Source organism: Actinomadura pelletieri DSM 43383 (assembly GCF_003634705.1).
Classification (GTDB): Bacteria; Actinomycetota; Actinomycetes; order Streptosporangiales; family Streptosporangiaceae; genus Spirillospora; species Spirillospora pelletieri.
Genome location: NZ_RBWU01000006.1, coordinates 51,297 through 63,720, shown reverse-complemented (window position 1 = coordinate 63,720; position 12,424 = coordinate 51,297). Strand labels below are relative to the sequence as shown.

11 protein-coding genes are annotated in these 12,424 nt (G+C 68.9%); 3 read left to right on the top strand and 8 right to left on the bottom strand.

Annotation, left to right across the window (positions count from 1 at the left end):
- Nucleotides 1–26: 26 nt before the first annotated feature.
- The 3 genes from BZB76_RS25510 (at nucleotide 27) to BZB76_RS25500 (ending at nucleotide 4,970) form a co-directional block, all read left to right on the top strand.
- Nucleotides 27–1,508: a DHA2 family efflux MFS transporter permease subunit gene (locus tag BZB76_RS25510; protein ID WP_170180748.1), complete on the top strand. Its 1,482-nt coding sequence runs from the start codon at nucleotides 27–29 to the stop codon at nucleotides 1,506–1,508.
- A 1,309-nt stretch (nucleotides 1,509–2,817) separates the two neighbouring features.
- A complete protein-coding gene (locus tag BZB76_RS25505; RefSeq protein ID WP_246007206.1) occupies nucleotides 2,818–3,849 on the top strand; it encodes a ferredoxin reductase in 1,032 nt (343 codons plus the stop codon).
- Nucleotides 3,850–3,863: 14 nt separating this feature from the next.
- A complete protein-coding gene (locus tag BZB76_RS25500; RefSeq protein WP_121436987.1) occupies nucleotides 3,864–4,970 on the top strand; it encodes a fatty acid desaturase family protein in 1,107 nt (368 codons plus the stop codon).
- 572 nt (nucleotides 4,971–5,542) lie between these two features.
- On the opposite strand, the gene BZB76_RS25495 is transcribed toward BZB76_RS25500, so the two are convergent.
- The 8 genes from BZB76_RS25495 to BZB76_RS25460 form a co-directional block, all read right to left on the bottom strand.
- The gene (locus tag BZB76_RS25495) at nucleotides 5,543–6,379 is read right to left on the bottom strand and encodes a GNAT family N-acetyltransferase (RefSeq protein WP_170180747.1); all 837 of its coding nucleotides are present in this window, start codon (nucleotides 6,377–6,379) and stop codon (nucleotides 5,543–5,545) included.
- A 63-nt stretch (nucleotides 6,380–6,442) separates the two neighbouring features.
- The gene (locus tag BZB76_RS25490; RefSeq protein WP_121436985.1) at nucleotides 6,443–7,117 is read right to left on the bottom strand and encodes a S1 family peptidase; all 675 of its coding nucleotides are present in this window, start codon (nucleotides 7,115–7,117) and stop codon (nucleotides 6,443–6,445) included.
- A gap of 756 nt (nucleotides 7,118–7,873) precedes the next feature.
- Entirely contained in the window at nucleotides 7,874–8,698 is an 825-nt protein-coding gene (locus BZB76_RS25485; protein WP_121436984.1) for a PSP1 domain-containing protein, read from the bottom strand.
- Between the two features lie 65 nt (nucleotides 8,699–8,763).
- On the bottom strand, nucleotides 8,764–9,729 hold the full coding sequence (locus tag BZB76_RS25480; protein ID WP_121436983.1) for a WD40 repeat domain-containing protein: 966 nt from the start codon (nucleotides 9,727–9,729) through the stop codon (nucleotides 8,764–8,766).
- Between the two features lie 90 nt (nucleotides 9,730–9,819).
- Entirely contained in the window at nucleotides 9,820–10,662 is an 843-nt protein-coding gene (locus BZB76_RS25475) for a fructosamine kinase family protein (protein ID WP_246007205.1), read from the bottom strand.
- A gap of 8 nt (nucleotides 10,663–10,670) precedes the next feature.
- Nucleotides 10,671–11,153 (bottom strand): low molecular weight protein-tyrosine-phosphatase, encoded by a 483-nt coding sequence (locus tag BZB76_RS25470; RefSeq protein ID WP_121436982.1) that lies wholly within the window; start codon nucleotides 11,151–11,153, stop codon nucleotides 10,671–10,673.
- Nucleotides 11,154–11,175: 22 nt separating this feature from the next.
- Nucleotides 11,176–11,739: a permease-like cell division protein FtsX gene (locus BZB76_RS25465; protein WP_121436981.1), complete on the bottom strand. Its 564-nt coding sequence runs from the start codon at nucleotides 11,737–11,739 to the stop codon at nucleotides 11,176–11,178.
- Entirely contained in the window at nucleotides 11,736–12,320 is a 585-nt protein-coding gene (locus BZB76_RS25460) for a SigE family RNA polymerase sigma factor (protein WP_121436980.1), read from the bottom strand. Before BZB76_RS25460 ends, BZB76_RS25465 begins: the two co-directional genes overlap by 4 nt.
- Between the last annotated feature and the right edge of the window lie 104 nt (nucleotides 12,321–12,424).

The following is a 12,424-nucleotide window of genomic DNA, read 5'->3' as shown; positions in this document are numbered from 1 at the left end:
CGGCGTACGGGAACGGAGGTGGCCGGATGACCTTCCGGAAGGCGTCGCATGTCAGCGCGGAGGGCATCGACCCGCAACTGCGCAACCTCGCGATCGTCGTGGTGCTCGGCGCGATCATGACGGTTCTCGACGCCACGATCGTCAACGTCGCGATCGCGTCCCTGGGCAGGGACTTCGGCGCGCCCCTGTCGACCGTTCACTGGGTGGTGACCGGCTACACCCTCGCCCTGTCCATGGCGGTCCCTCTGTCCGGCTGGTCGGTGCGACGGTTCGGTGCCCGCACCATGTGGCTCGTCTCGATCGGTGCGTTCGTCGGCGGGTCGCTGTTATGTGGTCTCGCCTGGACTCTCCCCTCGCTGATCGCGTTCCGCGTCCTCCAGGGCGTCGGCGGCGGAATGTTGTTGCCTGTCGGGCAGATGATGCTCGCCCGGGAAGCCGGGCCAGAACGGATGGGCCACGTGATGAGCATCGTCTCCGTCCCGGCCATGTTCGCGCCGCTGCTCGGCCCGATTCTCGGCGGCGTCATCCTCGAAGGCCTGGACTGGCGCTGGATGTTCTTCGTCAATCTCCCAATTTGCGCGTTGGCGGTGGTCGCAGCGCTGTGGGTGTTGCCACGCGACATCGAGCGCAGCGGCGACGCCCGGCTGGACACGGTCGGCATGCTGCTCCTGTGCCCGGGTCTGGCGATCCTGGTGTACGGGCTGTCGGAGGCCGGAAACGGGACGAGCCTCACCGGCACGCGCTTCCTCGCCAGCGTCAGCGCCGGAGCCGTCCTGGTGGCCGCGTTCGTCGCGCACGCGTTGCGCATGGGGGACGGCGCGCTCATCGACCTGCGTCGGCTGGGCACACGGGCGTTCACCACCGCCACCGGAGGGCTCTTCCTCTACAGCGGCGCGATGTTCGGCGTGATGATTCTCGTTCCGCTGTTCGCCGGCATCGTCCGTGGACAGTCCGCTTTGGACGCGGGTTGGTTACTGGCCCCGATGGGCGCCGGCGCGATGATCACCATGTCGGTGTCGGGACGGTTGAGCGACAGGTACGGCGGACGCTGGTTCGCCGTCGGCGGCGTCCTCTGCGTACTCGTCGGCGTACTGGTCCTCACCACCATCGGTCCCGGCACCGGCCGCGCGGTGATCATGGTCGCGATGTTCGGTGTCGGGCTGGGCCACGGCCTGATCGCTCCCTGCCTCCTGTCGATGGCCTACCAGGGCCTGCCACGGACAGCGGTGCCCGCGGCGACGACCGGCGCGAACATCTTGGTTCGCGTGGGTAGCTCGTTCGGGACCGCGGTCATGGCGGTCATCCTGCAGATCGCCATCCGCGACGAGGTCCCCGGTGCGTCCGGCAACCTCGGCGAAACCGCCGGACGGCACGCGTCCGACATGCCCGCGCTGACAAACGCCTTCACCGAGACGTTCTGGTGGGTCGCCGCGATTCTGTTCATCTCCCTCCTCCCGATTCTCGCCATCCCTCGCAAATCGAAGGAGGCCCATGCCCACGCTCTCTGACCATGACGACACCGGCCCAGAGGACGCATTCACCACGCCCGCCACCAGCCCCACATCCACACCCTCTACCGAGAGCACCGGGCCTGAAACCGCGCCCGCCCACGCCACGGACCTTCTGCGGTGGGCAGGCCTCGCGCGGCACCCGCAGAGGGCACACGGCGGGCCGCGGACCAGTTCGCGCAGGACGGCTTCGATCGCGGGAAAGGGGTAAGCCTGAGGACACGTGCGCGATGCTCCCGGCCAGATCCACGTCCACTAACGCGAAGGATCAGAGCGAGGACGCATTCGCCACGCCCAGCAACTGGGGTGCGTCTCAAAGTGCCGTCAGAGCGCTCGTCTGAACACTCACACCGTGGCCAGGTCGCCAGCGAGGTGGACTTCGCTTTACGGGCTGTCCCATATCCGCCCATCCTTTTGTTTGGACGCTGGCGCGTGGCTGAAGGCGACTTGGTCACGCCGGGACCAAGTCCGCGAGCCCTGACGATGACGGGATCAGACTTAAGAACGCGTGCACCATGCGCGCACCCATGCCCGCGTCGACACCCACTGACGACGAAGATCAGGCCAGGACGCGTCCAGCTCTGCGGCCACGCCCCACTGACGATGGAGATCGGCCCGTGGACGGGCCACCATGCCGGGCCACTCCCGGACGCGCCAGGCACACGGCCACCCCCACCAACGCGCCAGGGGGAGTCAAAGGCCGCGTACACGGCGCCCCACTGCCAAACCCGCAGCCACACCCGCTCGACGAGGAACAGCCCAAGGACACGTCCACCACGCCACCACGCGGCCACGCGGCCACGCCCCATTGACGACGGGAGACCGGCCTGTGGACGGGCCACCATGCCGGGCGACTTCTGGACGCGTCAGGCACACGGCTGCCCCCACCTACGCGCCAGGGGGTGTCTGAGGTCGCGTTCACGGCGCCCCACTGCCAAGCCCGCTCGACGGGGAGCAGTCCAAGGACGCTTTCGTCATGGCCCGCCACGTGGGCACGGCCCATTGACGGGGGAGCAGGCTGAGGCGCGGTCGTCATGGTTCGTGGGCGGGGTCAGGCCCACTGACGGGGGGATCGGGTTGAGGGCGCGTTCGGTGTGTTCGGGGGTGGGAGCGCGGGCGTGTTTTCGGCGGTTTCGTGGGCATTGTCATGCGCGGGTGGGTGTCGGGTGTGATGCCTGTCGCGTTTCCGGTGGAGGGGTTGAACCTCTCCTTACGCCTCCGTAAGTTACGCAAACGTAGGTTTCTCTCCGACCAGGGAGGCGTCTTGGTCACCGCATCGGCGCGCGCCACGGCGAACGGTGCGCCTCGTTTGAGGAAGCGGATCGAGACGGCGGTACGTCAGCTGACGACACCGCTTCTGCCGGAGGACTATCTCGGGCTGGTGAATCCGCTGTGGTCCAGCGCGGATCTTCGGGGGCGGGTCGAGGCCGTCCGGAGGGAGACGTCGGACGCGGCCACGCTGGTGATCAGGCCGGGGCGGGCCTGGCGGAGGCACCGGCCGGGCCAGTGGGTCAAGGTCGGCGTGGACATCGATGGGGTGCGGTACTGGCGGACGTTCTCGCTGTCGTCCCCGCCCCGGCGGGACGGGCGCATCACCATCACCGTCAAGGCGGCGCCGGACGGGTTCGTCTCCGCGCACCTGGCCAGGGTGGTGCGGCCCGGCACGATTGTTCGGCTTGGGCTCGCGGACGGTGAGTTCGTCCTGCCGCCGCGGGTTCCCCGGAAGCTGCTGTTCGTGACGGCGGGGAGTGGAATCACGCCGGTCATGGCCATGTTGCGGCAGCTCGGCGGCACGCCCGACATCGTGCTCGTGCACTCGGACCGGACGGAGAGCGACGTCATCTTCGGCGCCGAACTCCGTGCGATGGCCGGGCTGCGGCTGCATGAGAGGCACACCGGGCCGGACGGAAGACTCAGCCCGTCCGACCTGCCCGGTATCTGTCCGGACTGGGCGGAGCGGGAGGCGTGGGCCTGCGGACCCGGGGAGATGCTGGACGATCTCGCGGGGTACTGGCATGCCGCCGGGGCCGAGAAGAGGTTGCGCGTCGAACGTTTCCGCACCGTCCTGAACAGTGGTGACGGCGAAGGCGGGCATGTCACGTTCGCCAAGAGCGGCGTCGAAGTCGACGTGGACGGGGCGACGCCGCTGCTCGTCGCCGGGGAGAACGCGGGGGCACTGCTGCCGAGCGGGTGCCGGATGGGCATCTGCTACAGCTGCGTCGGCCGGTTGCGTTCCGGCCAGGTCCGGGATCTGCGCACCGGTGAGGTGCACGGCGAGGAGGGCGAGGTCGTCCAGACCTGCGTGTCGACCGCCGCCGGGTCCGTGGAGATCGAACTCTGAAGGAGCACGAGAAGATGACCGCCGGTCAGCTCACCGTCGACGACTACGATGCCCTCGCCCGGGAACTGGACGCGCTCCGCGACGAGATCTTCAGCGATCTCGGTGAGCGCGACGCGTCGTACATCCATCGTGTCATCCGGTGGCAGCGAGGGCTGGAGGTGGGCGGTCGGGCGCTGCTCATGGCGTCCTCACTGCCGCCCGCATGGATCGCCGGGACCGTGACGCTGGCCGTCGCGAAGATCCTGGAGAACATGGAGATCGGGCACAACGTCATGCACGGCCAGTGGGACTGGATGCGCGACTCGAAGATCCATTCAACGACCTGGGAGTGGGACAACGTCTCGCCCGCCGACCAGTGGAAGCGTAATCACAACTACCTTCACCACACCTTCACCAACATTCTCGGCAAGGACAGGGACGTCGGTTACGGCATTCTGCGGGTCACGCCGGAGCAGGAATGGCGGCCCGCACACCTCGCACAGCCGATCTACAACGTGTTGCTCGCGATGTTCTTCGAGTACGGGGTCGCGTGGCATGACCTGGTGGTCGACGATGAACTGGAGGGTGAGGAGCGCGAGGAGGCGAGGAGGGCGGGTAAGCGCGCGATCGGACGAAAGATTCTTCGCCAGTGGGGTAAGGATTATGTGGCGTTCCCGCTGCTCAGCGGCCCGCAGTTCCTGTCGACGCTGGCCGCGAACTTCACCGCCAACGTCATCCGCAACGTGTGGGCGCACACGGTCATCTTCTGTGGGCACTTCCCCGGCGACATCGAGGTGTTCGAGGAGGAACGGCTGGAGGGCGAGACGAAGGGCGAATGGTACGCCCGGCAACTCGTCGGCTCGGGCAACATCTCCGGCGGAAAACTGTTCCACCTGATGACGGGCAACCTCAGCCACCAGATCGAGCATCATCTCTTTCCGGACATGCCGAGCAACCGGTACTCCGAGGTCGCGCCGCGCATCCGGGCGCTGTGCGAGAAATACGGCCTGCCCTACCACACGGGGTCGCTGTCCCAGCAGGTGACGAGCACCTGGAAGAAGATCATCCGCTACTCCGTCCCACCCAGGAAGGCGCCACGCAGGAAGCGGACTCAGCCGAAGGCCTGGGCCACGGGCAGATAGCGGCGGGACGGACCGCCCGCCATTGTGCCGTACCTCACCTAAAGGGTCCGCGACATCGTTCTGCTCTCGGAAGGCGGCCCGCAGGAGGTGGACTCGGCCGCGAGGCTCGGCCACAGGCACATAGAGACTGGACGGATCACCGGCAATGGCGACCGGTGGCCCACTTTCGTGGGTGTAGCGTCCTGCACGGGACGCGCACCTGGAAGCGTCCGCTAGGCCGTCCCGCCTTCGGAAGGCGTCGGGCGGAAGGTCGGTTCAGTCCCTAAGGCCCCAGGCCTCGGGCATACGGAGACTGGACGCAATCGGCGATGAGCCGTGCCCAGTCCGTAGGTGCAGTGTCCGAGCATGTGACGGGAGCCTGAAGGCGTCCGCCATGCCGTCATGCGCCCGGAGAGCGCCGTGCGGAAGGTTGCCTCAGACCGAAAGGCTCTGGGCCGGGAGGGAGACCAGAACCGGGGCGTCACCGGTTATGGCGTACTACTCCAAAACCGTAGGTTTGCCGCCAAGCGAGGGTTGAGCGGTTGGTTTTCGCTGTGTCGTCCTGTCTCGAAGGTGCTGTGCAGAGGGTGGGCTTAGCCGAGGGCTTGGGCTACGGGGAGGTAGAGGCGGGATAGGTCACCGGTTATGGGGGCGCCGTGTTCCATAACCGTGGTGGTGAATGCGGGGCGTAGGCCGTGTGACTCGGCCCAGGTTATGAGTTCTGGGTGTCTGTGGTCGATGTCGAGTCGGACCGGGCCCTGCGGGATTATGTCGGCCAGGAGTGTGAGGGCCGTTTCGGTGTCCTGCGCGATGAGCGGGCCGACGACGGCTTGGGCGTCATTCTGCCAATGGGCTCCGAAGCCCCTGATTTCAGGGCCGTCCCGGACGACGCGGAACGTTTCGCAGAAGGTGGGGAGGCCCTCGATCAGTTGTGCGCGGTCGGCGCCGAACACCTCGGTGTCGAGCGCGTGGACGGGCGCCATGTCGGTCGCCTCCGCCGGGACGGAGGTTCCCTGCCTGACCACGTTCTGGGCCTCGCCCTGGTACGACGTGCACAGTCCCACCGCACGGAAACCCAGACGTTCGTACAGGGGGCGTCCGTAGTCGGTGGCGGTCAGGCAGAAGCTGGCGGTGCCTGTGTGGTCCATTGCGTGCCGCATCAGGCGGCTGCCCAGGCCGCGTCGCTCGTGACGTTCGGCGACGAGCATCATGCTGATGGCGGCGACGTTCTTGCCGTAGGCGGTCGACACGACCGTCCCGGCGAGTTCGCCGTTTCGGTCGTCGATGCCGTACACGTCGCCGACCGAGAACAGGAACCGCCACTTGTGCTCTTCGCGTCCCCAGTCCCGGGCCTCGGCAAGGTCCTGACATGCGGGGAGGTCGTCGATTCCGAGCAACCTCACCGGCCCGTCCGGCAATGGTGAATTCACGCGTCGGACGTTAGGTCGAACACGTCCCCGCGCACAAACGGTTTTTGTGTTGCCGATCGGCTCCTAGTAGACGTCGACACCGAAGGCGCTGAGCACCTTGTCGATGGGTTGGAAGTAGGATGACCCGCCACTGTTGCAGTCGCCGCCACCAGCGGCTTCGAGGCCCAACGCGATGGTGCCGGTGAAGAAGGGGGCGCCCGGACGCTCGCCGGACGCCGCGCAGATGTTCGTCCTCGTCAGGCCGGTGATCGTCCCCTCGGGGTGGTTGACGCTCACGTTGACCGCCGTGACCGTGCCGCACTGCACACCGGTGAGGGGGCTGAGGCGGCAGAGGTTCTCGCCGACCTTCGGGCTGCGCGCGGCGGTGATGTCATGCGCTCCGCCCACGCCGCGGATGCTGCCGGGCCGTTCCATCTTCGGGCTGACGTAGCGGGCGAGCCCGATGGTGTTCGCGACGGAGACGACGGTGCCGAGTTCGATCTTCAGTCCCGAATCCAGGTAGAGCTTCAGGCCCGGTTCCGCGCAGCCGCCCGACGTGAGGAAGTAGTACGAGCCGTCCTTGCGCACGTTGAAGCCGAGGGTGCAGCGGACGCCGCCGCTCGCGTAGATCGGCTGGCCGCCCTCGGTGTTCGGCACGGCGATGGGGATGGCGGTCACGGTCGGGGTGGGCTCGACGGTCTCGTTCGGCGTGGGTTCCGGTTCCGGTTCCGGTTCGGGTTCTGGTTTGGGTTCCGGCACGACTCCCGGGCCAGAACTGGAACCGGGCCCGGGACGGGGACCGCGGTCGGTCCCGGGACCGGGTGCGGCGCCCGGTGGGGGTGCGGGAGCGGCGGCCGCACGGCGGGGAGCGGCGGCGGCCGTTCGGCTCGGCGTCGGGGTGGGGCTCGTGGAAGCACGGCGACGTTTGGGGTCGGACGCGGAGTCGTCCACGAAGTCGGCTTGGGGGGCGCGTGCGGTTTGGGGGTCGGGGACGGGTGTGGGAGCGGGAACCGGAGCTGGACCGGCCACGGTTTCGGGAGCCGAGGGCGCCAGGTAGGGAGCTGCGGCGACAATGGCTGCCGTTCCGCAGACCAAAAGGATCAGCGGACTGGGTCTCACGGGGCCTCCTGGGTGGCGGGTGAATGGGAACGCCCAGGATGAGGCGGGTTTCCGAATCATCCAGAAGGATGAAGCCCCCGGCAAGGGTGCAAATCTGCCAAGGTTGGCGGCGACCTTCTATCAAATGCCAGGCCAAGGCCAGAGAGAGACCGTTGAGCTCAGCCCCCTGGTCAGCGGCGATGGCCCGTCCAGGCCGCCTTCCCGACCTGTATTTCGTCGCCGAGCGCGCCTGAGCGCTGACATTTCGTCGTCATCCACGCGCCCGCGTTGGCGTACCGCGTACTGCCCGCACCGATGCGACCTCTGCCGGAACCGGTGCGTGATGCCCTCCACCGTCCTGGCCCTGCCATGCCACTGTCGTTGTCGGCCTGGCTTGGTTGCGAGGCGGGGACGGGGTCAGTCGGGCTCGGGTGGGTTGTGCATGGCGTCGTGTTGGCGGCGGGGGGAGCAGACGGAGGCGGAGGGGCAGGAGCAGCGGCGGGAGCCTACCTTGACGGTCACGCGGTCACCGGGGACGTTGTAGCCGATGACCTGGCCTTCGCCCTCGGGGGTGCTCACCCGTGATCCAAGACGGGGTGCCTTCTCCTTGAACTCCATGTACAGCGGGTGTTCGTACTTGAGGCAGCACATGAGGCGTCCGCACGCGCCGGCGATGCGCAGGGGGTTGACGGGAAGGTCCTGTTCCTTCGCCATGCGGACGGAGACGGGCTCGAAGTCCTTGAGGAAGGTGGCGCAGCACAGGTCGCGGCCGCAGGGGCCGATGCCTCCCTGGAGGCGGGCCTCGTCGCGGGGGCCGACCTGGCGGAGTTCGACGCGTGCCTTGATGCCGCGGGCCAGGTCGCGGACGAGGGCGCGGAAGTCGACGCGTTGTGGGGCGGTGAAGTAGATCTTGAAGACGTTCTCGGTGTCGAGGTAGTCGACGCCGATGACCTTCATGGGGAGTTCGTGTTTGCGGATGAGGCGTTTGGCGATCGCGCGGCCTTCGGCGCGGCGGCGGCGGTTGGTGTCGTCGCGGGCCAGGTGTTCATCGGTGGCGGGGCCGGCGCATTCGGGGAGGCCGTCGATGTCCTCGGAGACCCATTGCGGGGCCCAGACGCATTCGGCGACCTCGGGGCCGGAGTCGGTGGGGACGAGGACCTTGTCGCCGACCTTCGGGGAGTGCGGGCCCGGGTCGAGGTAGTAAAGGCGACCGTAACGGGTGAAGCTGACGGCCATCACCATGCCCACGGGTTTGCTCCGTTCGCCCGGTTCCGTGCGATCCACTTTAGGTGTCCGGGACGGGAAGTTCACCAGGTGGCGTCGGCGAGGTCCTCCCCGGGGACGGCTCGGGCCCCCTTGCTATAGAGGTCTCCGGCGGTGGCGAGGATCGTCTTCCCTGCGGGTGAGATGTCGAGGGCGGTCAGTTCGTTCTTCACCGGCCGGCGCCACAGGACCTTGGCGGGTTTTCCGGTCAGGGTGAACGTCTGCACTGTGAGGTGGGAGTTCTTCATGATTCCGGCGACGACGGTCTTGCCGTCCGGGTTCAGAATCGCGGTGGTGCCGCCTTCGGGCAGGTTCAGGACGGCCTTGCTCACCTTCAGGTCGCCTGAGGCGGCGTTGGTGTCGAGAGTGCGGAGCTGGTGGGTCTCGCCGGACGGGCGTACCGGGCTCCAGACGAAGGCGAGTGTCGTGCCGGACCAGGAGAGGCTGCCGACACGGGCGGGCAGCTTCGTCGTCCACACTTTGCCGGTTCCGGTTTCGGTGGAGATGACGTCGAGGCGTCCGCGGGTGCGCTGGTAGGTGACGTAGGCGATGCGGGTGCCGTCGGGGCTGACGGCGAGGTCCGACCAGGAGGTGGACACGCCGGGGACGGTGGCCTTCGGGACGTCCTGGAGGGCTTCGGGACGTCCGTCGTCGTCCAGCGTGAGGCGGTGGAACTTCACCGTGCGGTCGGCGTAGGTGGCGACGACGTAGGAGCCGTCCTTCACGGCGTCGACGCGGTGGAAGCGGCGGCCGGCCGGAGCGGCGACGGGCAGGCCGACGTCATCGCCGGTGCGGACGTCGCGGACGATCAGCGCGGCGCCGGACGCGGCGACGCCGACGACGAACCGCGGCTCGGTCTCCTTGGATTCGGAGGCCGGCTTGGCGTCGTGCCGCGGCTTCTCGGGGGTGCGCTGGTGGCGATGGACGAGGTCCATGCCGCCGGCGACGAACAGCGCCGCCGCGGCGGCGACGGCGAGGGGAACGGCGCCCCTCCAGGGTGGGCTCTCCATCGGGTCGCACCTGCCTTTCCGCAGCTCTGGCGCTTGTCCGCCTTGCCCGTCGTTTCTACCTCATCTCCGGCCGGACAAGAAGACGTGGAGTCAGCCGAGTGCGGAGCGGGCGGCGTCCACGAGACGGGCGCGATAGGACGCGCCGAAGAGCGCCACGTGCACGAGCAGCGGATGCAGTTGGTGCAGTGGGACCCGTTCGCGCCATCCGTCCGCCAGTGGCGCGGACTCGTCGTAGGCGGCGAGGATCCGGTCGAGGTGCGGCGTTCCGAACAGGGCCATCATCGCCAGGTCGGTTTCCCGGTGGCCGCCGTGCGCCGCCGGGTCGATCAGCAGCGCGCGGCCGTCCGTCCACAGGACGTTCCCCGACCACAGGTCGCCGTGGACGCGGCTCGGCGGCTCGGGTGGCCCGGCGAGCGCCTCGACGTCGTTCATGACGCGTTCGACCAGGCGGACGTCGGCGGACGACAGGTGCCGGGCGCCCAGTCGCAGGAACGGTTCGAGGCGACGTTCGGCGTACCAACGGGACCATGCCCGGTCATCCGGGGTGTTGTCCAGGGGAAGGTCTGCGATGTAGCCGTCCCACGGCGCGCCCTGGACGGACGGACGGGCGCCGGTGTGGAGCACGGCGAGTTCACGCCCGAACCGTTCCGCGGTGGACGGGTCGGGCGACGCGGACGGCAGCCACGGCAGGACGAGCATGTGGTCGTCGGCCGCGACCACCTCCGGGACGGGTGTCCCGCGGCCCGCGTCGGCCAGCCAGCGGAGCCCGGCCGCCTCCGCCGCGAACACGCCCGCCTGGTCGGACGCGGCCTTCACGAACACCTCGCGGCCGTCCGCCAGGGACGCGCGGTGCAGCGTCCACGCATGGCTGGAACCCAGGTCGCGCACGCCGTCCACACGCGTGCCGAGGAGCCGTTCGAGTCGGTCGCGCAACGGGTTCCTCAGTGCTCCTTGAGCGCGGTGCGGATCTCCTCCAGCAGGCCCGGCATCGCCGCCTCCACCTGCTCCAGAACGAGGTCGAAGTCGGCGCGACCGCCGTAGTAGGGGTCGGGGACGTCCAGGTCGGACGGGTCCGCGTCGGGGTCGAACTCGCGCAGCAGCCGGACCCTGCCCCGGGACGCCGCGTCCGGCGCCATCGACAGCAGGGCCCGGCGGTGTCCTTCGTCCAGAGCGATGATCAGGTCGTACCGGGCGAACCAGGACGGTTCGAACTGCCGGGCGATGTGCGCCGACCGGTAACCCGCACGGCGTAGCGCCGCGACCGTCCGCTCGTCGGCGTCGTCGCCGACATGCCAGCCGCCGGTGCCCGAACTGTCCACCTCCACATCGAGGCCCTCGTCCTCGACATGGTGGCGCAGGACCCATTCGGCCATCGGGGAACGGCAGATGTTTCCCGTGCAGACGAACGTGACGCGGTACGACATTCCTCCATCATGCCGCAGCCGCTCAGGACTCGACGATGACGGTGTCCACGCCGGGAACGGCCTCCAGGACGGCCTTGATCGACTTCACGTCGACACGGTAGGAGAGCCGAACCCGGAAGCATGCGGGGATGTCGCCCGCCCGGACCTCGTCCGGGAAGTCCTTCCAGTCGCCCTCTTCCGTGAATCTCCGGTATCCCTCCGCCTGGGATTCGTACTCGACGCCCCGCACACCCGGCAGGGCTCGCACCCTCCGGTCGATGTCCTGCCTCTGCTGCTCGGTCACCTCCTTCCCCTCGCAGGTCCGTTCGCTCGACGTCTTCGCGCACAGGAACACCGAGATCCTGTGCTCGCGGGGCTCGACGGCGGCCCCCACGAACTTTTCGCCGCCCGGCCGATCAAGAATCGCGTTGCCGGCCACGGCCGCACCGCCCACGGCCACGACGGTCGCGGCGACCACCAGCATCGGACGCGCGAACGCCCTGGTCCGCCTGGCCGGGAACGGCGGTGGCGGCGGAACGTCCCCGGGCTGGACGATCTCTCCGACATGACGCAACGCGTCCCTGAGACGTGCTTCGGGCCCGTTCACGGCTTCTCCTCCAGCATGCGTCCCAGCGCGGCGACCGCACGGGACGTGGTCGACTTGACGGTGCCCCGGCTCACCCGCATCGCGGCCGCGATCTCCCCCTCGGACAGATCACAGAAGTAGCGGAGGACGAGTGCCTCACGCTGCCGGACGGGGAGCCGGTGCAGCGCCTCCATGACCTCCCGCCGGTCCTCGGCGACCAGCGCCTCCGCCTCGGCCGACCAGACGGGCGGTTGGTGGACGACGCGCAGCGGCATCCGGCGCCTCCGCAGCACCGTCCGCGACCGGTTGAGCACGGCGGACCGCACGTATGTGAGCGCCTTGTCGCGGTCGTGCAGGCGCGGCCATCGCCTGTAGAGGCCCGCGAACGCGTCCTGGACGATGTCCTCGGCCGTTCCCCGGTCACCGACCATGACCAGGGCGAGGCGCGTCAGCCCGAGCGCATGCCCGCGGTACAGATCGGTGACCTCCGACGCCGCGTCACCGGAGGCGGCGGTTCTCGACGCGTCCGGCGGACGGGGCCCGTTCCGCGCCCGCGGCGGTTCTGGTGGACGCTCGGTCGCCACTGCCTCAGCCTTCTTCATGGGCGGGACCTCCGGAGGGGACGCGCCCACGGCCTCCGGTGGGGACGCGCCCACTCCTGTCGGACCGTGTCAGGACTTGGGGGACGAGCGACCGCTGACGGTCG